Source organism: Phytopseudomonas flavescens (assembly GCF_900100535.1).
Taxonomy (GTDB): domain Bacteria; phylum Pseudomonadota; class Gammaproteobacteria; order Pseudomonadales; family Pseudomonadaceae; genus Aquipseudomonas; species Aquipseudomonas flavescens.
Map to the genome: position 1 here is coordinate 332,678 of NZ_FNDG01000002.1, position 19,523 is coordinate 352,200.

18 protein-coding genes are annotated in these 19,523 nt (G+C 64.3%); 11 read left to right on the plus strand and 7 right to left on the minus strand.

Annotated features, from left to right (window positions below):
- Nucleotides 1–212: 212 nt before the first annotated feature.
- The 5 genes from BLR94_RS03665 to hpxX form a co-directional block, all read right to left on the minus strand.
- Nucleotides 213–953 carry a YciK family oxidoreductase gene (locus BLR94_RS03665; RefSeq protein WP_084303206.1) on the minus strand — a complete coding sequence of 247 codons (741 nt, stop codon included), beginning with the start codon at nt 951–953 and terminating at the stop codon, nt 213–215.
- A 108-nt stretch (nt 954–1,061) separates the two neighbouring features.
- Complete coding sequence (mupP, locus tag BLR94_RS03670) at nt 1,062–1,733, minus strand: N-acetylmuramic acid 6-phosphate phosphatase MupP (RefSeq protein WP_084303205.1); 672 nt, start codon at nt 1,731–1,733, stop codon at nt 1,062–1,064.
- A 190-nt stretch (nt 1,734–1,923) separates the two neighbouring features.
- The gene (gene hpxZ / locus BLR94_RS03675; protein ID WP_084303204.1) at nt 1,924–2,307 is read right to left on the minus strand and encodes an oxalurate catabolism protein HpxZ; all 384 of its coding nucleotides are present in this window, start codon (nt 2,305–2,307) and stop codon (nt 1,924–1,926) included.
- A gap of 4 nt (nt 2,308–2,311) precedes the next feature.
- A complete protein-coding gene (locus BLR94_RS03680) occupies nt 2,312–3,706 on the minus strand; it encodes an AtzE family amidohydrolase (protein WP_084303203.1) in 1,395 nt (464 codons plus the stop codon).
- Complete coding sequence (hpxX, locus tag BLR94_RS03685; protein WP_084303202.1) at nt 3,703–3,891, minus strand: oxalurate catabolism protein HpxX; 189 nt, start codon at nt 3,889–3,891, stop codon at nt 3,703–3,705. The genes BLR94_RS03680 and hpxX overlap by 4 nt, the downstream gene beginning before the upstream one ends.
- A 154-nt stretch (nt 3,892–4,045) precedes the next feature.
- Here hpxX and BLR94_RS03690 point away from each other — a divergent pair, with 154 nt between their 5' ends.
- The 7 genes from BLR94_RS03690 (at nt 4,046) to hpxK (ending at nt 10,754) form a co-directional block, all read left to right on the plus strand.
- Entirely contained in the window at nt 4,046–4,885 is an 840-nt protein-coding gene (locus BLR94_RS03690; protein ID WP_084303201.1) for a MurR/RpiR family transcriptional regulator, read from the plus strand.
- Between the two features lie 489 nt (nt 4,886–5,374).
- Entirely contained in the window at nt 5,375–6,169 is a 795-nt protein-coding gene (locus BLR94_RS03695; RefSeq protein ID WP_420492661.1) for a transporter substrate-binding domain-containing protein, read from the plus strand.
- A 10-nt stretch (nt 6,170–6,179) separates the two neighbouring features.
- Nucleotides 6,180–6,845, plus strand: coding sequence for an amino acid ABC transporter permease (locus BLR94_RS03700; protein WP_084303200.1), 666 nt, complete (start codon nt 6,180–6,182; stop codon nt 6,843–6,845).
- Nucleotides 6,845–7,501: an amino acid ABC transporter permease gene (locus BLR94_RS03705; protein ID WP_084303496.1), complete on the plus strand. Its 657-nt coding sequence runs from the start codon at nt 6,845–6,847 to the stop codon at nt 7,499–7,501. Before BLR94_RS03700 ends, BLR94_RS03705 begins: the two co-directional genes overlap by 1 nt.
- A complete protein-coding gene (locus tag BLR94_RS03710) occupies nt 7,482–8,219 on the plus strand; it encodes an amino acid ABC transporter ATP-binding protein (RefSeq protein ID WP_084303199.1) in 738 nt (245 codons plus the stop codon). The genes BLR94_RS03705 and BLR94_RS03710 overlap by 20 nt, the downstream gene beginning before the upstream one ends.
- Nucleotides 8,220–8,244: 25 nt before the next feature.
- Entirely contained in the window at nt 8,245–9,477 is a 1,233-nt protein-coding gene (locus BLR94_RS03715; RefSeq protein ID WP_084303198.1) for a pyridoxal-phosphate-dependent aminotransferase family protein, read from the plus strand.
- On the plus strand, nt 9,477–10,754 hold the full coding sequence (hpxK, locus tag BLR94_RS03720) for an allantoate amidohydrolase (protein WP_084303197.1): 1,278 nt from the start codon (nt 9,477–9,479) through the stop codon (nt 10,752–10,754). The genes BLR94_RS03715 and hpxK overlap by 1 nt, the downstream gene beginning before the upstream one ends.
- A 36-nt stretch (nt 10,755–10,790) precedes the next feature.
- Here hpxK and ubiG read toward each other — a convergent pair whose 3' ends face one another.
- Both ubiG and BLR94_RS03730 read right to left on the minus strand, forming a co-directional pair.
- Nucleotides 10,791–11,489 (minus strand): bifunctional 2-polyprenyl-6-hydroxyphenol methylase/3-demethylubiquinol 3-O-methyltransferase UbiG, encoded by a 699-nt coding sequence (ubiG, locus tag BLR94_RS03725; protein WP_084303196.1) that lies wholly within the window; start codon nt 11,487–11,489, stop codon nt 10,791–10,793.
- A 93-nt stretch (nt 11,490–11,582) separates the two neighbouring features.
- Entirely contained in the window at nt 11,583–12,911 is a 1,329-nt protein-coding gene (locus BLR94_RS03730) for a TRZ/ATZ family hydrolase (protein ID WP_084303195.1), read from the minus strand.
- Nucleotides 12,912–13,057: 146 nt separating this feature from the next.
- On the opposite strand from BLR94_RS03730, the gene BLR94_RS03735 reads away from it, so the two are divergent.
- The 4 genes from BLR94_RS03735 to pheA all read left to right on the plus strand — a co-directional run bounded on the left by BLR94_RS03735 (nt 13,058) and on the right by pheA (nt 19,454).
- Nucleotides 13,058–14,128, plus strand: coding sequence for a s-methyl-5-thioribose-1-phosphate isomerase (locus tag BLR94_RS03735; protein WP_084303194.1), 1,071 nt, complete (start codon nt 13,058–13,060; stop codon nt 14,126–14,128).
- A 225-nt stretch (nt 14,129–14,353) separates the two neighbouring features.
- Nucleotides 14,354–17,167 (plus strand): DNA gyrase subunit A, encoded by a 2,814-nt coding sequence (gene gyrA, locus BLR94_RS03740; protein ID WP_084303193.1) that lies wholly within the window; start codon nt 14,354–14,356, stop codon nt 17,165–17,167.
- A 92-nt stretch (nt 17,168–17,259) separates the two neighbouring features.
- Nucleotides 17,260–18,345 (plus strand): 3-phosphoserine/phosphohydroxythreonine transaminase, encoded by a 1,086-nt coding sequence (gene serC, locus BLR94_RS03745; protein WP_084303192.1) that lies wholly within the window; start codon nt 17,260–17,262, stop codon nt 18,343–18,345.
- On the plus strand, nt 18,345–19,454 hold the full coding sequence (gene pheA, locus BLR94_RS03750; protein WP_084303191.1) for a prephenate dehydratase: 1,110 nt from the start codon (nt 18,345–18,347) through the stop codon (nt 19,452–19,454). The genes serC and pheA overlap by 1 nt, the downstream gene beginning before the upstream one ends.
- The last annotated feature ends 69 nt before the right edge of the window (nt 19,455–19,523 follow it).

Genomic DNA, 19,523 nt, shown 5'->3' on the forward strand with positions numbered 1-19,523 from the left:
ATTTCGTGCCAGTATTTTCGGCCTCTACAAAAGGCTTTAGGTTCAAGGAGTTGGGCTTATGGTAGGGCGGCACAGGGCCATTAGTGGCAATCCGCCGCCAGAATGACGGCAATGATTTGCCGGTTTCCCGGTGGCCACGACAATTTAATGTCGCCGCCTCGTTAGGCACCTCGCCGCCAGGGGCGAGGCCATCCGCAGCATGACCGAACGCGCTACTGCGCGTCGAAAGCCTGGCCATTGATGCCCTTGCTGTCCGGGCCCATGAGGTACAGATAGACCGGCATGATGGCATCGGGCAGCGGGTTGTTGCCGGGGTTCTCGCCCGGGTAAGCCTGGGCGCGCATGTCGGTACGGGTGCCGCCCGGATTGACACTGTTGGCGCGAATCGCGGTGATGCCATCGACTTCGTCGGCCATCACCTGCATCAACCCTTCGGTGGCGAACTTGGAGACCGCGTAGGCGCCCCAGTAGGCCCGCCCCTTGCGCCCGACGCTGCTGGATGTAAACACCACCGAGGCGTCGCTGGACAGCTTGAGCAGCGGCAGCAGCGTGCTGGTGAGCATGAACATGGCATTCACGTTGATCTGCATGACGCGCATGAAGTGCTCGCCGGACAGTTGCTCCAGCGGCGTACGTGGGCCGATGATCGAGGCGTTGTGGAGCAAGCCGTCGAGCCTGCCGAATGCCTTCTCGATCATGGCCGCCAGTTCGTCGTACTGGTGCGGCAGGGCGCTTTCCAGGTCGAACGGGATCACCACCGGCTGCGGGTGGCCTGCCTCCTCGATGGCGTCGTAGGTGCGCGCCAGGTTGTCCTCGCGCTTGCCGAGCAGCAGTACGCTGGCACCGTGTGCCGCATAGGTGCGGGCTGCCGCTGCGCCAATGCCGCGTCCGGCTCCGGTGACCAGGATCACCCGCCCCTTGAGCAAATCGGGGCGGGCGCTGTAATCGAACATGGGAAGGCTCCTTCGGAGAGCTAAAAGCTTCAAGCCACAAGCTTCAAGCCAAAGCTTGGTATTCTGAGATGTGAACGGTGCGTGAGCGCGCGGCTTGCAACTGCCGGGTTAGCAGCTGCACAGCGCCTGATCGAGCACCCTGCGCAATTCCAGCGGGTGATCGACCACCACGTCCGCCCCCCAGTGGCGAGGGTTATCGTCGGGGTGGATGTAGCCGTAGGTCACCGCTGCGGTCCTGGTGCCGGCGTCGCGACCGGACTCGATGTCACGCAGGTCGTCGCCGACGAACAGCACGCTGGCAGGATCCAGCCCCAGGGTCGAGCAGGCGAGGATCATCGGCTCGGGATCCGGCTTGCTGCGGGTGACATGGTCGGGGCAGATGAGCAGGGAGGAACGCTCGGCCAGCCCCAGACGCTGCATGATCGGTTCGGCGAAGCGCAGCGGCTTGTTGGTCACCACACCCCAGATCAGTTTGGCGCGCTCGATATCCTCGAGCAGCGTCTCGATGCCGTCATAGGGGCGGGTGAGCACCGCGCAGTGATCCTGATAGCGCTCCAGGAACTCCAGGCGCAACGCCTCGAAGCCGTTGCTCAATGGGTCGATGTCGAATGCGTTGAGGATCATCGCCCGGGCACCGCCCGAGACGTGATCGCGAATCAGCTTTTCAGCCACTGGCGGCAGACCGCGCTCCGCGCGCATGGCCTGGCAGATGGCGATGAAATCCGGCGCACTGTCGAGCAGTGTGCCATCCATGTCGAAAAGAACCGCGCGCAAGCGCATCGGGCCTCCTTGGGGATTCGAGTCTAGCGTTGGCATATCGGCCCGCAGTCTGGTATTCGGCAGCGGGCTGGCAGCTGGTTGTCAACCATCTGCAGCGTCTCATGTTGCCAGTTTCCAGCGTTTGATTGGGCAGTGGTAATGCTCTCACTGTATGTCACTTTGTCGCAGCGTGCAGTGAACGGGTGGCACTTCAGCTCATCAAGCTGACTTGCGCAGCCACGATGCGCCAGCTGCCAGCCAGTTTCACCCAGCTTTGCTGCTGGCGCCCGATCCTGTCGCTGCCCTCACGGGTGAACTCGGTGCTGCACACCGCGAAGCTATCGCCGTACGTGGTGATGACGGTGTTTCTCAATTCGCGGTACAGACCCGCCGCAGGCCGCGCAGCGCGAAACTCGCGGATTTCGCTGATGCCGTAGAGGTTCTCGCCGGCGCCCAGGCGTACCGTGCGTTCGTCGTGCCAGAACAGCTCGTCCAATACGTCGATATCGTTGCCGACAAGGGCTTTCTCGTAGCGCTGGAAGGCATGGGTGACCTCCGCGAGTACGTCCGGCAGGTCTATCTGTTGAGGGTTCATCGGTTCACTCCAGGTTGGCAGGTGCGGCGTGGGTGATGCCCATGCGCTCGAGCGCACTGGCAGCGCGCAGGCAGGCTTCTTCCTTGAACGGAGCGGCGATCAGTTGCACGCCGATCGGCAATCCGCTGGCGCTGCGCAACGGCACGCTGACCACCGGCAGGCCAAGGAAGGAGATGGGTTGAGCCAGCATGCCCATGCTGGCACGGGTCGGCAGGTCGGTGCCGTTGATACGCATGGTTGCCTGGCCGATGGGCGTGGCGCTGCTCGGTGTCGCCGGAGCGATCAACACGTCGACGTCGGCGAACAGCGGCAATACCTGCCTCTGGCAGTGGCGGCGGAAACGCTGGGCCTGTACGTACCAGGCGGCAGGGATCATCGCACCGGCCAGCAGGCGCTCACGTGACAGCGGCTCGAAGGATTCCGGCGAGCTGCGCAACGCCGGCAGGTAGCTGTTGCCGCCTTCCGATGCACTGATGATGAACGCCGAGGTACGTGCCAGTTCTGCTTCTGCCAGGATGACTTCTTCGCTGGCGTTGAGGGCCTTGGCCACTCGGGCCACGGCATCGCGAGCGCTGTCATCGCACCATTGCTGAAAATAACCGCCAAGTACCCCGAAGCGCAGGCCGTGCGGGCCGCGATCCAGCAGCGCTGCCACTGGCTGGCGACCCTGCGCGGCTTGAAAGCCGTCTTGCGGATCGTGCCCTTGCAGCACGTCGTAGACCTCGGCGAGATCACCGGTGCTGCGTGCCAACGGGCCGATATGGTCGAGGCTGCCCACGAACGGGTGGGAGCCACTGCGCGATAACCGACCGAAGGTCGGCTTCAGTCCGAATATCCCGCACAGCGAGGCAGGCACGCGGATCGAGCCATTGGTGTCGCTGCCCAGGGAGAAATTCACCAGTCCGGCCGCCACGGCGGCTGCCGATCCCCCTGAAGACCCACCCGCGATACGAGAATGGTCATGGGGGTTGCGGGTCGCGCCGAAGTGGCTGTTCTCCGTGGTGAAGCCGTAGGCGTAGGCATCCATGTTCAGCATGCCCGCCAGCAGGCCGCCGGCAGCGGCCACCTGGCGTACCGCCCAGGCGTCAACCGCTGCCGCCGGGCGGTTCTGGAACAGGCGGGCGCCCGCCAGGGTCGGGAAACCGGCGACATCGAACAGGTTCTTCACTGCGTAAGGCACGGCCGCCAGAGCGGGCAGGGTGGAGCCCTGGCGGCGCAGGCGATCAAGGCTGGCCGCCTCGTCCCTCATCCGCTGGTGGGTGATCTGCGTCCAGGCATTGATCGCCGGGTCGTGTCGCTCGATCCTCGTCAGGCTGCATTCGGCAATTTCAAGGGCACTGAGGTCGCCTGAGGCCAGGGCATTTCTCATCTGGGCAATCGACAAAAGGGCCGGGTTCATGCCTGGTACACCCCGGCGACTTCCAGCCGGTCGTCGAGGGGGTAGTCCATCAGCGGCTTGGCCATCGCCGCGATGCGGCTGAACTGGGTGAGCAATTCGTGGCGGCGCGCGTCGTCCAGTTCCAGGGCCAGAACCTGCTCCATCTGCGCGACGTACGCGGCCCAGTCGGGCGTGATCGGTGTCATGGTGATTTCCTCGCGGGGGCGCTGGCGGCATGGCCCGTGCATGGGTTGGCGAGTCCTTGCCGGCGGCATCAGCGACGCTGTCGCTACGTCTTCAAGCAGGCAGGTGACTTCCTATATCATCGGCTGAATGAAACGAAAGTTACAAGGCGTTGCCATGAACCGACTCGATGAACGTCTGCGTAGCCACTATTCGCAGCTCGCTCCCCAGGAGCAGCGAATCGCCGACTTCGTGCTCGACCATTACGACGACCTGGTCAGTTACAACAGCGCCGAGCTGGCGCGTCTGGCCGGTGTCTCCAAGGCTACCGTCAGCCGCCTGTTCAAGCGCCTGGGCTACGAAAAATACAAGGACATGCGCGAGGAGCAGCGCACCCTGCGCCAGAGTGGCATGCCCGTCGCGGACAACCGCGACGTGGTCCAGGGCAACACCCTGCTGGCCCGTCACTACAAGCAGGAGATGGCCAACCTCAGCCAGTGGGTGAGCGGTATCGATGCCGGGCAGTTCACCGAAGTGGTGCAGGCACTGGGCCACAGCAGGCGCGTCTTCGTCATTGGCATGCGCAACGCCTTTCCCGTGGCGTTGCACCTGCGCCAGCAACTGCTGCAGATCCGCAGCGGCGTCCAAGTGCTGCCCCAGCCGGGGCAGACGCTGTCGGAGGAACTGGTGGACCTGAGCGCCGAAGACATGGTGGTGATGCTGGCGTTCCGGCGTCGGCCGCGGATCATTCGCCCGCTTCTGCAGGCCTTGCAGGTGCAGCAGGTCCCGACGCTGGTGATCTGCGAGCCACAGGCCCAGGCGATCATCGAACTGGCCAGATGGCGGCTGTGCACCCCTCTGGACAGCGTATCGGCGTTCGACAGCTATGCCGGTGCCAACAGCCTGATCAATCTGCTGGTCAATGCCATGTTGCACGAGCAACTGAGCGAGGGCCGGCAGCGAATTCATCAGATTGCCAGCCTGTATGGGCAACTCGACGAACTTGAACAGCGCTAGGGGCTGTTGACGTTTCACGCTCGGCCACGCGGCAGCCCGTTTTGCCGCGGGGCGAGGGCCGCGCCCGCTCCCGGCGGGCTGGCGACATTTCCCTCATCCATGTCTGGGTCACATCGCCGCGAAGTTTAGCGGGCTAAATGAGCCGGGCAGAAACGCAGCATCGCGGTAGAACGGATCCGGCCCGAGGGTGGCACCGCCCCCCAGCACCGACGTGGGCGACTTTACTTGCACTGTTGCGGTGCGTGCGAACTGATAGGGTGCCAGTGCGGCGCCCTTTTTTGTGGCATGGCCCGAGTGGATTCAGCCAAGGATTCAGTTTTTTCGCGTCCTTCACAGCATTGGCAGGGCTGCCGTGAGGCGCATCTTTCGGGGCATGGGCCGCCTTCAGGGCGCTGCCGGCAGAAAAAGTGGATGATGTGAAGTTTCGTGGCACGTTGGTTGCAAAATAATCCATGAAGAATCTTTTGTTTCATGGCTGATATCAACGGGGTGACGAAAATGAAGAAGGGATTGATCGCGATACTGACCGCTGGCCTGCTGCTGACCCAGGCCACTGCCACTCTGGCGGATCAATTGCAGGAGATCGAGAAGCGCGGGGTGATCCGCATCGCCGTGCCGCAGGATTTTCCTCCCTTCGGCTCGGTGGGGACCGATCTGCAGCCCCAGGGCTATGACATCGATATGGCCAAGTACCTGGCCAAGGAGATGAAACTCAAGGTGCAGCTGGTTCCCGTCACCAGCGCCAACCGCGTTCCGTACCTGCAGACCAACAAGGTCGATCTGGTCATCTCCAGCCTCGGCAAGAATGCCGAGCGCGAGCAGGTGATCGATTTCAGCAGCGCCTACGCCCCCTTCTTTCTCGGCGTGTTCGGCGCCAAGGACAGCGCCCTGCAGAAGGCCGAGGAACTCTCGGGCAAATCGATTGGCGTCACCCGTGGCGCCGTCGAGGACATGGTGCTGACCGAGGTGGCGCCGAGCGGCGCCCAGGTCAAGCGTTACGAAGACAACACCACCACCTTGTCCGCGTACCTGTCCGGGCAGGTCGAGTTCGTTGCCACCGGCAACCTGGTGGTAGCGGCCATCGAGCGTCAGAACGCCGATCGGGCACCCGTCGCCAAATTCATGCTCAAGGATTCTCCCTGCTACATCGGCCTGCGCAAAGGCGAAGCCGCGCTGAAGGCCAAGGTCGACGCGCTGATCGAACAGGCCAAAGCCGATGGCACGCTCAACGGCCTGTCCGAACAGTGGCTGAAGGCGCCACTGCCGGCGAACCTGGGCGCATAAGGACTCCGCGATGATGGCGCAGCTGAATTTCTCCGCCCTGTGGCCCTACTGGCCGGAGCTGCTTTCCGGCCTCTGGGTGACCATCCAGCTCTCGCTGATGGCGACCGTCGGCGGCGTGGCCCTGGGCATTCTCGGCGCTGCACTGCGCAGCGGCCGGCCGACCATTCTCAGTCGCCTGTGGGGCGTCTATGTCGAGCTGATTCGCAACACGCCGTTCGTGGTGCAACTGTTCTTCATCGTCTTCGGTTTGCCCAACCTGGGACTGAAACTGACGGCGGGCGAGGCCGCCCTACTGGCCATGCTGATCAATCTGGGTGCCTACAGCACGGAGATCATCCGCGCCGGCATCCAGGTCACGCCCCGTGGGCAGTGGGAGGCCGGCCGCGTACTGGGGTTGAGCCGCACGCAAACCTTCATTCAGGTGGTCTTGCCGCCGTCCCTGAAACGCATTTATCCGGCACTGGTCAGCCAGTGCATCATCGTCATGCTCGGCTCGTCGGTGGTTTCCCAGGTGTCCCATGAGGAGCTGACCTTCGCCGCCAACCTGATCCAGTCGCGTACCTTCCTGAGCTTCGAGGTCTATCTGGTGACCACGCTGATGTACCTGGCACTGTCCATCGCCATGCGTCAGCTGTTGCTGGCTGCCGGCCGCAAATGGTTTGGAGATCAGCCATGATGACCACCTTCACCGACTGGGACATCCTGCGCAATCTGCTCCTGGCCGCGCGCTGGACCGTTCTGCTGTCTCTCACTGCATTCATCGGCGGCACCCTGGTGGCCATCCCGCTGGTCATGGCGCGCTTGTCCAGGCGGGTCTGGCCGCAGCGGCTGATCCGCGGCTACACCGAGCTGTTCCAGGGCACACCGCTGCTGATGCAGCTGTTCCTGGCGTTCTTCGGCGTGGCACTGCTGGGTATCGACGTATCGCCCTGGACGGCGGCCTCGCTGGCGCTGACGTTCTATACCAGTGCGTTCCTGGTGGACATCTGGCACGGCAGCATCCGCGCGCTGCCCAAGGGCCAGTGGGAAGCCTGCCGCTGCCTGGGGCTGGACTTCGGCCAGAGCCTGTTTCGCGTCATCCTGCCCCAGGCGCTGCGCATCGGTATCGCACCGACCGTTGGCTTCGCCGTGCAGGTGGTGAAGGGTACGGCCCTGGCGTCGATCATCGGTTTCGTCGAGCTGACCAAGGCCGGCACCATTCTCAACAACGTCACCTACGAGCCTTTCAAGGTGTTCGGCCTGGTGGCGCTGGGCTACTTCCTCATGTGTTATCCGCTGTCGCGTTACAGCCAGTATCTGGAGAAGAAATTCAATGCCGCTCATCACCATTGATCAGGTACAGAAGTACTACGGCGACAACCATGTGCTCAAAGGCGTGGATCTCGATATCGAGGTGGGCGAGGTGGTATCGATCATCGGCCGCAGCGGCTCGGGCAAGAGCACTTTGCTGCGCTGCATCAACGGCCTCGAGGGCTACCAGGATGGCAGCATCAAGCTGGCCGGCATGACCGTTACCGACCGCGACTCCCAGGCGCGGGAAATCAGCCGCTCGGTCGGCATGGTGTTCCAGAATTTCAACCTGTTTCCGCACATGACCGCCCGTGAGAACGTCATGTTGGCGCCGCGCCGGGTGCTGAAGAAGAGCGATGCCGAGTGCCGCGAGCTGGCCGCGCGGATGCTGGAAAAGGTCGGCCTGGGTGACCGCATGGACTATTACCCGGCCAATCTTTCCGGCGGGCAACAGCAGCGGGTGGCCATCGCCCGTGCCCTGGCCATGTCGCCCAAGGTATTGCTGTGCGACGAGATCACGTCGGCCCTCGATCCCGAGCTGGTCGGCGAAGTGCTCAAGGTGCTGGAGCAACTGGCGAAGGAGGGCATGACGCTGATTCTGGTCACCCACGAAATGAACTTCGCCCAGGAAGTTGGCGACCGCGTGGTGTTCATGCACCAGGGGCGCGTATGGGAGCAGGGCCCCAGCCGCGAGCTGTTCGCCAATCCGCAGAGCGCCGAACTCAAGCAATTCATTTCGTCCGTGCGTGGACTGAACTGAGCGTCTTTAGAACGAGAAATCCCAGATGAACACGACTTTCCTGCCAGTGAATCCGCCCCAGCGTCTGTTGATGGGGCCAGGACCGATCAATGCCGACCCGCGTGTGCTGCGCGCCATGTCCAGCCAACTGATCGGCCAGTACGACCCGGCCATGACCCACTACATGAACGAGGTGATGGCGCTGTACCGCGGCGTGTTCCGTACTGCCAACACTGCGACTCTGCTGGTCGACGGCACCTCGCGGGCCGGCATCGAGGCCATCCTGGTCTCGGCCATTCGCCCTGGCGACAGGGTGCTGGTGCCGGTGTTCGGTCGTTTCGGCCATCTGCTCTGTGAAATCGCCCGGCGTTGCCGTGCCGATGTTCACACCATCGAGGTGCCCTGGGGTGAAGTGTTCACCCCACAGCAGATCGAGGATGCCATCAAGCAGGTGAAGCCACGGCTGCTGCTGACCGTGCAGGGCGATACCTCGACCACCATGTTGCAGCCACTGGCCGAGCTGGGGGACATCTGCCGCCGCCATGGCGTGCTGTTCTATACCGATGCCACGGCGTCCCTGGGCGGCAACCGGCTGGAAGCCGATGCCTGGGGGCTGGATGCGGTGTCCGCCGGCCTGCAGAAGTGCCTTGGCGGCCCATCCGGCACCGCACCGATCACCCTCAGCGCGCCCATGGAGGCAGTGATCCGCCGACGCGCCTGCGTGGAGGCGGGCATCCGTACCGCCGCCCACCGCGACGGCGACGAGGAAATGATCTATTCCAACTATTTCGACCTCGGCATGATCCTCGATTACTGGGGGCCCGAGCGCCTCAATCATCACACCGAAGCCACGTCGGCGCTGTTTGCGGCCCGCGAGTGCGCACGGGTGATTGGCGAGGAAGGTCTGGACGCGGGGATCGCCCGCCACAAACTGCATGGTGATGCCCTGCTCAAGGGCATCCAGGGCATGGGCCTGGAGACCTTCGGTGACCTTGATCACAAGATGAACAACGTTCTCGGCGTGGTGATTCCCGAAGCGGTCAACGGCGACCAGGTACGCAAGCTGATGCTCGAGGACTTCGGCATCGAGATCGGCACCTCGTTCGGGCCGCTGGCTGGCAAGGTCTGGCGCATCGGCACCATGGGCTACAACGCCCGCAAGGACTGCGTGATGCAGACTCTCAGCGCCCTGGAAGCGGTACTCAACCGCCTCGGCCTGCGCACCACCCAGGGCGCTGCCATGCAGGCGGCCTGGGATCACTACAGCGAGCGTTGCTGATGAGTGCCATGGACAAGATGGCGGCAGGCCGCGCAAGCGCGCGGATCATGGCGCGCTGCGACGAACTGGCGGCAATCAGCGAGTCCGCCGATGGCCTGACCCGCGTGTACCTGTCGGCGGAACACCGGCGTGCCAACGCACTGGTGGGCGAGTGGATGCAGGCGGCCGGCATGCGCGTCTGGCAGGACGCCGTGGGCAACATCTGCGGGCGTTACGAAGGTCAGCGTGCTGGCGCGCAGGCACTGTTGCTCGGCTCGCACCTGGATACGGTGCGCAACGCCGGTCGTTACGACGGCATGCTCGGTGTGGTCGCCGCCATCGAGACCGTGCAGCACTTTCATGACCGCGACATACGTCTGCCGCTGGCCATCGAGATCGTCGGTTTCGCCGACGAGGAGGGTACCCGCTTCGGCATCACCCTGCTGGGTAGCCGCGGCCTGACCGGCAGTTGGCCGCAAGGCTGGGTCGAGCAGGCCGATGCCAATGGCGTGAGTGTCGCCCAGGCAATGGCTGCGCTTGGCCTGGATGCGGCTGACATCCCCAGTGCGGCCCGGAAAGCGGATGACTTCGCCGCCTATCTGGAACTGCATATCGAGCAGGGCCCTTGCCTGGAGCGTGAAGGGCTGGCACTGGGCGTGGTGACGGCCATCAATGGCGCGCGCCGCCTGAATTGCCGCTTCGTCGGTATGGCCGGGCATGCCGGTACCGTGCCGATGAGCCACCGCCAGGACGCCCTGGCCGCCGCCGCGCAGTGGATGGTCTATATCGAGGCGCAGACGGCCCGGCGCGATCCGCAACTGGTGGCCACGGTGGGCAGCCTGCAGTGCCACCCTGGTGCGGTCAATGTCATTCCCGGTGAGGTCGCCCTGACCCTGGACGTACGCGGCCCGCAGGATCAGGCCCTGGCGGAGCTGCTCGATGACCTGTTGAGCCAGGGCCAGGCGATCGCCCGGCAGCGTGGGCTGCAGTTCCACGCCAACCAGTACTACGGTATTCCGGCGACCCGCTGCGACGAGGCCATGCAGGCTTCCCTGGCGCGGGTGCTGACCCAGGTGCAGGGGCGCAGCCTGGCGCTGCCCAGCGGTGCCGGCCATGATGCGATCGCCATGGCCGAGCGCTGGCCGGTCGGCATGCTGTTCGTGCGCTGTGCAGGAGGGGTCAGCCATCACCCGGCCGAGGCCGTCGAGGTGGGCGACGTGGCGCTGGCCATTGAGGCGTGCGTGGACTGGGTTCAGGCGCTGGCGATAGCACCGCCCCTGGCCAGGCAGGCGGGGTGAGCGGCGAGCGCCTGAGCGTGCGCTCGCCTCGTGGTGTCAGCCAGCCTTGCTGGTCTGCACCATATAGTTGACGTCGACGTCGTTGGCCAGCTTGTAGTGCTTGGTCAGCGGATTGTAGGTCAGGCCGGTGATGTCCTTGACCTGCAGGCCGGCCTCGCGGCTCCAGGCGCCCAGCTCCGAGGGGCGGATGAATTTCTTGAAGTCATGGGTGCCGCGCGGCAGCAGGCGCAGGATGTATTCGGCGCCGATCACCGCGAACAGGTAGGCCTTGGGATTGCGGTTGATGGTGGAGAAGAACACCTGGCCGCCGGGCTTGACCAGCTTGTGGCAGGCGCGGATCACCGAGGATGGGTCGGGCACGTGCTCGAGCATCTCCAGGCAGGTGACCACGTCGAACTGACCGGGCATCTCCTCGGCCATGGCTTCGGCGGTGATCTGCCGGTAATCCACCTCCACGCCCGACTCCAGCTGGTGCAGGCGAGCCACGCCCAAGGGGGCCTCGCCCATGTCGATACCGGTCACCGTGGCGCCACGCTGTGCCATTGCTTCGCTGAGGATGCCACCGCCACAGCCGACGTCGAGCACCTTCTTGCCGGCCAGGCCGGCACGCTCGTCGATCCAGTTGACCCGCAGCGGGTTGATCTCGTGCAAGGGCTTGAACTCGCTCTCGCGATCCCACCAGCGGTGGGCGAGGGCTTCGAATTTGGCGATTTCGGCGTGGTCGACGTTGCTCATGGGATTCCCTGAATGGCGAATGCATTTGGCATGGTGCCAGCTTTGCCCGGCATGGTGCGCGCGGTGCTGGCCTCTGATTGGGTGACAGTTTAATCAGTGAGTCGGACGCCCGGCTATCTTCGCCCCCCATTGCCCGCTGGTGGCGATGATGCGCTCCTCGTCGAGGCGCGTCAGTCTGCGGTCTTCGAGCAGTGGCTTGCCGGCGACCCAGAGGTGCTCGACGCAGTCTCGGGAGGTGGCGTAGATCAACTGCGAAACGGGGTCGTAGACCGGTTGCTGGGCCAGGCCGCGCAAGTCGAAGGCGACGATGTCGGCGGCCTTGCCGGGCTCCAGTGAGCCAATCTCGCCATCGAGGCCCAGGGCGCGGGCGCCATTGAGGGTCGCCATGCGCAGCGCGCGATGCGCGTCCAGGGCGCTGGCCGAGCCGGCTACAGCCTTGGCCAGCAGCGCGGCGGTGCGGGTTTCGCCGAGCAGGTCGAGGTCATTGTTGCTGGCGGCACCGTCGGTACCGATGGCGACATTGACGCCGGCCTGCCAGAGTTTCTCGACCGGGCAGAAGCCGCTGGCCAGCTTGAGGTTGGATTCCGGGCAGTGGATCACGCTGCTGTTGGTGGCGACCAGCAGGGCGATATCGTCATCATCGATCTGGGTCATGTGCACCGCCTGGAAGCGCGGGCCGAGCAGGCCGAGGCGGTACAGGCGGGCCAGCGGGCGTTCGCCATGTTGTTCGAGGCTCTGCTGCACTTCAGAGGCGGTTTCCTGCACGTGCATATGAATGCCGGCATCCAGCTCTTCGGCGAGGATGCGCAGTTTTTCGAGGTTGGCGTCGCTGACGGTATAGGGCGCGTGAGGGCCGAAGGCGACGCTCAGGCGCGAGTGGTGCCTGAGTTCGTCGAACAGCGTCACGCCCTTGCGCAGCGCCTCGTCCGCGTCACGGGCGCCGGGGATGGCGAAATCCAGCACCGGGATGCTGATCTGTGCGCGCATGCCGCTGGCGTGTACCCGCTCGCAGGCCATCTCGGGGAAGAAGTACATGTCGGCGAAACAGCTGATGCCACTTTTTATCTGCTCGGCAATGGCCAGTTCGGTGCCGTCCTGGACGAACTGTTCATCGACCCATTTGGCCTCCGCGGGCCAGATGTGCTTTTCCAGCCAGGTCATCAGTGGCAGGTCGTCGGCCAGGCCGCGGAACAGGGTCATGGCGGCGTGGCCGTGAGCGTTGACCAAGCCCGGTGTCAGCAGGCGCCCGGGCAACTCGCGGATCTGCGTGGCGCCGCGCCGCAAGGCTTCGGCGCGTGGTGCGATGAGCGCGATCTTGCCATCGCGGATGCCCAGGCCATGATCATGCAGCACCACGCCGGCGGGCTCGACCGGTACCAGCCAGGTGGGCAGCAGCAAAAGGTCGAGCGGAGCGTCTGCCATGGGGTGGGTTCCGTCGTTGAAAACGCTGAGTCTATAGAGGAATGCCCCCGTCTTGAAGGTGTGCGGCGCTGCAGGATGCCGTGCACGGGGTGCGGCCACCGGTTCGCGCGGCGTATACTGGCCGGCTTTCGAGGATGGAGTGGGTGATGCGCGAGCGATTGCTGGCTGCCGAGCAGGTCGTGGGCTTTGTCTGGCGCGAAGGCGCCCTGCATGTGCTCGATCAACGCCGCCTTCCCGGCGAGCAGGTCTGGCACGCCTGCCATTCGCTATCCGCCGTGGTGGAGATGCTCGCCGGCGGCGCCTTGCAGGGGGGCGCCGCAAGGGCCATCTGCAGCGCCTACGCCCTGTTGCTGGGCGCCCGCCAGCGTGCCGACGAGGGCGGCGACTGGTACGCCGGGCTGCAGGCGGATGGCCAGCGGCTGGTCGCCGCCGGGTTGCACGCCGTCGACTGCCAGCGTGTGCTGCTGCAGTTGCACGAGCGCCTGGCGCGTTCGCGGCCCGGCATGCCGTTGCTCGCCGTGTTGGAGGACGAGGCTCAGTGCATCCATCAACGTGACCGCGAAGCCAGCCTGGCCATGGCACAGCTCGGCGTCGAGCTGATTCGCGGTTTCCAGGGCAATTCGCAGAACCTGCTCAGCATCGGCTGCGCCGGGGCCATGGCCAGTGGTGGTTTTGGCACGGCCCTGGCGGTGATCCGCGCAGCTCAGCTCGAGGGTCTGCTGGAACGCTGCTACCTGGGGGAAAGCCGGCCGCTGCTGCAAGGCGCACGACTGGCGGCCTGGGAACTGCGCGAGGAGGGCATCGCCGTGGGGCTCGGCGCGGATGCGGCGCTGGCCCACCTGATGAAGGAGCGTGGCATCACCTGGGCCATCGTCGGTGCCGAGCGGATCGCCGCCAACGGTGACGTGCTCGGTGTGATCGGTACCTACCAACTGGCGGTAGCCGCCATGCACCATGGCGTCAGGTTGATGGTGGTAGCTCCGAGCGCCCTCATCGATCTGCAGGCCGGGAGTGGCGAAGGATGTTTTCACGAGCTCGGCCATGCGCCGTTGGCTTATCCAGAGGGTGAGCGGGTGGCGGGGGTGGACGAGGTCGAGCCGCGATTCGATGTGACGCCCGCCGATCTGGTGGATTATCTGGTCACCGAGAAGGGCGTGATCGAGCGTCCGGACGCTGCCAAGATCGCCCAGTTGATGTCTCGCAAGCGGCTGCACTGAGGCCCTGGCTTCATGAGCCTGCGGGGATAGGTGCGAGGCACGCTTTGTGGTAAGCTCCGGCAGTTTTCAAGGGCGCCGTCAGCGGTCGCCGTCACTGCTCGAATGCATGACATAACGTATTGATTTGTCGTGAGTCGTCGCTGGCCTGATGCCATCGCGACGCGCTTCGCCAGGTTCCCAGCGAACGGGGCGGAGTTTCACCAGAAAAAAGGAATCAGGCTACTCATGGGCGAACTGGCCAAAGAAATCCTCCCGGTCAACATCGAAGACGAACTGAAACAGTCCTACCTCGACTACGCCATGAGCGTGATCGTCGGGCGTGCCTTGCCGGATGCGCGCGATGGTCTCAAGCCCGTGCACCGTCGGGTGCTGTTCGCCATGAGCGAGCTGGGCAACGACTGGAACAAGGCGTACAAGAAATCCGCCCGTGTGGTCGGTGACGTGATCGGTAAATATCACCCCCACGGTGATACCGCCGTTTACGACACCATCGTCCGTATGGCCCAGCCGTTCTCGCTGCGTTACCTGCTGGTCGATGGCCAGGGCAACTTCGGTTCGGTGGACGGCGACAACGCCGCCGCCATGCGCTACACCGAAGTGCGCATGACCAAGCTGGCCCACGAACTGCTGGCCGACCTGCACAAGGAAACCGTCGACTGGGTACCCAACTACGACGGCACCGAGCAGATCCCGGCGGTCATGCCGACCAAGATCCCCAACCTGCTGGTCAACGGTTCCAGCGGTATCGCCGTGGGCATGGCGACCAACATTCCGCCGCACAACCTGAGCGAAGTCATCGACGGCTGTCTGGCCCTGATCGACAACCCGGAGCTGACGGTCGATGACCTGATGCAATACATCCCCGGCCCGGATTTCCCCACTGCGGGCATCATCAACGGCCGCGCCGGTATCGTCGAAGCCTATCGCACCGGTCGTGGGCGGATTTACATCCGTGCCCGCGCCGAAGTCGAAGACATCGACAAGGTTGGCGGTCGCCAGCAGATCGTCGTTACCGAACTGCCTTACCAGCTGAACAAGGCGCGCCTGATCGAGAAGATCGCCGAGCTGGTCAAAGAGAAGAAGCTCGAAGGCATCACCGAGCTGCGCGACGAGTCCGACAAGGACGGTATGCGCGTGGTCATCGAGCTGCGCCGCGGCGAAGTGCCCGAGGTGATCCTCAATAACCTCTACGCCCAGACCCAGATGCAGAGCGTGTTCGGCATCAACGTGGTGGCGCTGATCGACGGCCAGCCGAAGATCCTCAACCTCAAGGACATGCTCGACGCCTTCGTCCTGCACCGCCGTGAAGTGGTGACCCGGCGCACCGTGTTCGAACTGCGCAAGGCCCGTGAGCGTGGCCACATCCTCGAAGGTCAGGCCGTCGCGCTGTCCAACATCGACCCGGTCATCGCCCTGATCAAGGCCTCGCCGACGCCTTCCGAGGCCAAGGAAGCGCTGATTTCCACGCCGTGGGAATCGACCGCCGTGGAGGCCATGGTCGAGCGTGCCGGTGCCGATTCGTGCCGCCCTGAGAACCTCGATCCGCAGTTCGGTCTGCGTGATGGCAAGTACTACCTGTCGCCGGAACAGGCCCAGGCGATCCTCGACCTGCGCCTGCATCGCCTGACCGGCCTCGAGCACGAGAAGCTGCTGGCCGAATACCAGGAAATCCTCACCCAGATCGGCGAGCTGATCCGCATCCTCACCAGCGCCGTGCGCCTGATGGAAGTGATCCGTGAGGAGCTGGAAGCGGTCAAGGCCGAGTTCGGTGACAAGCGCCGTACCGAGATCCTCGATTCGCGCCTGGATCTGACCCTCGGCGACATGATCCCCGAAGAAGAGCGCGTGGTGACCATTTCCCGTGGTGGCTATGCCAAGACCCAGCCCCTGACCGCCTACCAGGCGCAGCGCCGTGGCGGCAAGGGCAAGTCGGCCACCGGCATCAAGGATGAGGACTACATCGCGCACCTGCTGGTCGCCAACAGTCACGCCACGCTGCTGCTGTTCTCCAGCAAGGGCAAGGTGTACTGGCTCAAGACCTACGAGATTCCCGAAGCGTCCCGTGCCGCCCGTGGCCGGCCACTGGTCAACCTGCTGCCGCTGGACGACGGTGAGTACATCACCACCATGCTGCAGATCGACCTCGAAGCCCTGCAGCAGCAGAGCGGTGGCGCCGATGACGACCTGGATGACGGTGACGATGCGGTGATCGAAGGCGAAGTGGTCGATGCCGAAGAGGCCGGTGAAGTGGCCGAGGTCGAAGAAGTCGACGGCGAAACCGCCGAGCTGGTGGCCGAGCCGACCGGTGCCTACATCTTCATGGCCACCGCCTTGGGTACCGTGAAGAAGACTCCGCTGGTGCAGTTCAGCCGGCCACGCTCCAACGGCCTGATCGCGCTCAAGCTGAAAGAGGGCGATACCCTGATCGCTGCCGCCATCACCGACGGCGCCAAGGAAGTCATGCTGTTCTCCGATGCCGGCAAGGTGATCCGCTTCGCCGAAGGCGTGGTGCGCGTCATGGGCCGTGGCGCCCGTGGTATCCGTGGCATGCGTATCGGCAAGGAGCAGCGCCTGATCTCCATGCTGATCCCCGAGTCCGGTGCGCAGATTCTCACCGCCTCCGAGCGCGGCTTCGGCAAGCGCACCGCGCTGAGCAAGTTCCCGCGCCGCGGTCGTGGCGGCCAGGGCGTGATCGGCATGGTCACCAAGGAGCGTAACGGCAAGCTGATCGGCGCCGTGCAGGTCCAGGATGGCGAGGAAATCATGCTGATTTCCGACCAGGGCACTCTGGTGCGTACCCGGGTCGACGAGGTGTCAAGTTCCGGTCGTAATACCCAGGGCGTGACCCTGATCAAGCTGGCCAAGGACGAGAAGCTGGTCGGCCTGGAGCGCGTGCAGGAGCCATCCGAAGAGGACATCGAAGAGGCGCTGGACGAAGAGGGCAATCCGATCGCCGTCGCTGAAGCCGATGAAACTGCCGAAGGTGACGAGCCGGTAGCAGAGGGCGACCAGCCTGCAGAAGAAGACCGCGACGCGTGAGCGCGCCGCGCTGCCTGCAGCAGGGGTGCTGCAGGCAGCATTTCGCCAGATGGATGTAGCGCTGTAACCAGACAGTCAAGCGAGAGTGAATTGTGAGCAAGCGAGCCTTTAACTTCTGCGCCGGCCCCGCCGCGCTTCCCGAAGCCGTTCTGCAGCGTGCCCAGGCCGAGCTTCTCGACTGGCAGGGCAAAGGCCTGTCCGTCATGGAAATGAGCCACCGCAGCGACGACTACGTGGCCATCGCTGAAAAGGCCGAGCAGGATCTGCGCGACCTGCTGACCATTCCCTCCGATTACAAGGTGCTGTTCCTGCAGGGCGGCGCCAGCCAGCAGTTCGCGGAAATCCCGCTCAACCTGCTGCCTGAGGACGGCACTGCCGATTACGTCGACACTGGAATCTGGTCGAAGAAGAGCATCGAGGAAGCCCGCCGCTACGGCAACGTCAACGTCGCCGCCAGCGCCAAGCCCTACGATTACTTCGCCATTCCCGGGCAGAACGAATGGCAGCTGTCCAAGGACGCCGCCTACCTGCATTACGCCAGCAACGAAACCATCGGCGGCCTGCAGTTCGACTGGATCCCCGAGACTGGCGACGTTCCGCTGGTGGTCGACATGTCGTCCGATATTCTCTCGCGTGAAGTGGATGTCTCGAAGTTCGGCCTGATCTATGCCGGCGCCCAGAAGAACATCGGCCCCAGCGGCCTGGTGGTGGCGATCGTTCGTGAAGACCTGCTCGGCCGCGCGCGCAGCGCCTGCCCGACCATGCTCAATTACAAGATCGCTGCCGACAACGGCTCGATGTACAACACCCCGGCGACCTTCTCCTGGTACCTGTCCGGCCTGGTCTTCGAGTGGCTGAAGGAACAGGGTGGCGTGGCCGCCATGGAGCAACGCAACAAGGCCAAGAAGGAGCTGCTGTACGGCGTGATCGACGCCAGCGAGTTCTACAGCAACCCCATCGCCGGCAATGCCCGCTCGTGGATGAACGTGCCGTTCCGCCTGGCTGACGAGCGCCTCGACAAGCCGTTCCTGGCCGGTGCCGATGCCCGTGGCCTGCTCAACCTCAAGGGCCACCGTTCGGTGGGCGGCATGCGTGCCTCCATCTACAATGCCGTGGGCCTGGATGCCGTACAGGCCCTGGTCGCTTACATGGCGGAGTTCGAGAAGGAGCACGGCTGATGACCACGGACGTGAACAGCGACCAGGCGTTGCAGGCCCTGCGCCTGCGCATCGACAGCCTGGACGAGAAGATTCTCGAACTGATCAGCGACCGCGCACGCTGCGCCGAAGAAGTGGCGCGGGTGAAGATGGCCGCGCTGCCCGTTGGCGAGCAGCCGGTGTTCTATCGGCCCGAGCGTGAGGCCCAGGTGCTCAAGCGGGTCATGGAGCGCAACCGCGGTCCGCTCGGCAACGAGGACATGGCGCGGCTGTTTCGTGAAATCATGTCCTCCTGCCTGGCGCTGGAGAATCCGCTGAAGGTTGCCTACCTGGGCCCGGAAGGCACCTTCTCCCAGGCGGCGGCGATGAAGCATTTCGGTCACGCGGTGATCAGCCAGCCCATGGCGGCTATCGACGAGGTGTTCCGCGAAGTGGCGGCCGGTGCCGTCAACTTCGGCGTGGTACCGGTAGAGAATTCCACCGAAGGGGCGGTCAACCACACCCTCGACAGCTTCCTCGAGCACGATCTGGTGATCTGCGGCGAAGTGGAACTGCGCATCCACCATCATCTGCTGGTCGGCGACGCCACCAAGACCGACCGCATCACCCGCATCTATTCCCATGCCCAGTCCCTGGCCCAGTGCCGCAAATGGCTGGACGCCCATTACCCGAACGTCGAGCGCGTGGCGGTTTCCAGCAACGCCGACGCTGCACGGCGGGTGAAGAGCGAATGGAACTCGGCAGCCATCGCCGGTGACATGGCCGCCAACCTGTACGACCTGACCCGGCTCGCCGAGAAGATCGAGGATCGCCCGGACAACTCCACCCGGTTCCTGATCATCGGCAACCAGGAAGTGCCGCCGACCGGCGATGACAAGACCTCGGTGATCGTCTCCATGCGCAACAAGCCGGGCGCGCTGCACGAGCTGCTGGTGCCGTTCCACCAGAACGATATCGACCTGACCCGCATCGAAACCCGCCCCTCGCGCAGCGGCAAGTGGACCTACGCCTTCTTCATCGATTTCGTCGGCCACCATCGCGATCCGCTGATCAAGGACGTGCTGGAAAAAATCAATGGGGAAGCCGTGGCGCTCAAGGTGCTGGGCTCCTACCCGAAAGCGGTACTTTAAACAGCAGCTGCACGCTGCGAGCCACACGCTGCCCGTGAGCGGCGTTCCGGCTCGTGGCCTGCGGCTTAT

Bases quoted from the DNA above. Each gene is read 5' to 3' on its own strand.
- BLR94_RS03665 (WP_084303206.1), bottom strand. From the start codon at position 953: ATGTTCGATTACAGCGCCCGCCCCGATTTGCTCAAGGGGCGGGTGATC.
- mupP (WP_084303205.1), bottom strand. From the start codon at position 1,733: ATGCGCTTGCGCGCGGTTCTTTTCGACATGGATGGCACACTGCTCGAC.
- hpxZ (WP_084303204.1), bottom strand. From the start codon at position 2,307: ATGAACCCTCAACAGATAGACCTGCCGGACGTACTCGCGGAGGTCACC.
- BLR94_RS03680 (WP_084303203.1), bottom strand. From the start codon at position 3,706: ATGAACCCGGCCCTTTTGTCGATTGCCCAGATGAGAAATGCCCTGGCC.
- hpxX (WP_084303202.1), bottom strand. From the start codon at position 3,891: ATGACACCGATCACGCCCGACTGGGCCGCGTACGTCGCGCAGATGGAG.
- BLR94_RS03690 (WP_084303201.1), top strand. From the start codon at position 4,046: ATGAACCGACTCGATGAACGTCTGCGTAGCCACTATTCGCAGCTCGCT.
- BLR94_RS03700 (WP_084303200.1), top strand. From the start codon at position 6,180: ATGATGGCGCAGCTGAATTTCTCCGCCCTGTGGCCCTACTGGCCGGAG.
- BLR94_RS03705 (WP_084303496.1), top strand. From the start codon at position 6,845: ATGACCACCTTCACCGACTGGGACATCCTGCGCAATCTGCTCCTGGCC.
- BLR94_RS03710 (WP_084303199.1), top strand. From the start codon at position 7,482: ATGCCGCTCATCACCATTGATCAGGTACAGAAGTACTACGGCGACAAC.
- BLR94_RS03715 (WP_084303198.1), top strand. From the start codon at position 8,245: ATGAACACGACTTTCCTGCCAGTGAATCCGCCCCAGCGTCTGTTGATG.
- hpxK (WP_084303197.1), top strand. From the start codon at position 9,477: ATGAGTGCCATGGACAAGATGGCGGCAGGCCGCGCAAGCGCGCGGATC.
- ubiG (WP_084303196.1), bottom strand. From the start codon at position 11,489: ATGAGCAACGTCGACCACGCCGAAATCGCCAAATTCGAAGCCCTCGCC.
- BLR94_RS03730 (WP_084303195.1), bottom strand. From the start codon at position 12,911: ATGGCAGACGCTCCGCTCGACCTTTTGCTGCTGCCCACCTGGCTGGTA.
- BLR94_RS03735 (WP_084303194.1), top strand. From the start codon at position 13,058: ATGCGCGAGCGATTGCTGGCTGCCGAGCAGGTCGTGGGCTTTGTCTGG.
- gyrA (WP_084303193.1), top strand. From the start codon at position 14,354: ATGGGCGAACTGGCCAAAGAAATCCTCCCGGTCAACATCGAAGACGAA.
- pheA (WP_084303191.1), top strand. From the start codon at position 18,345: ATGACCACGGACGTGAACAGCGACCAGGCGTTGCAGGCCCTGCGCCTG.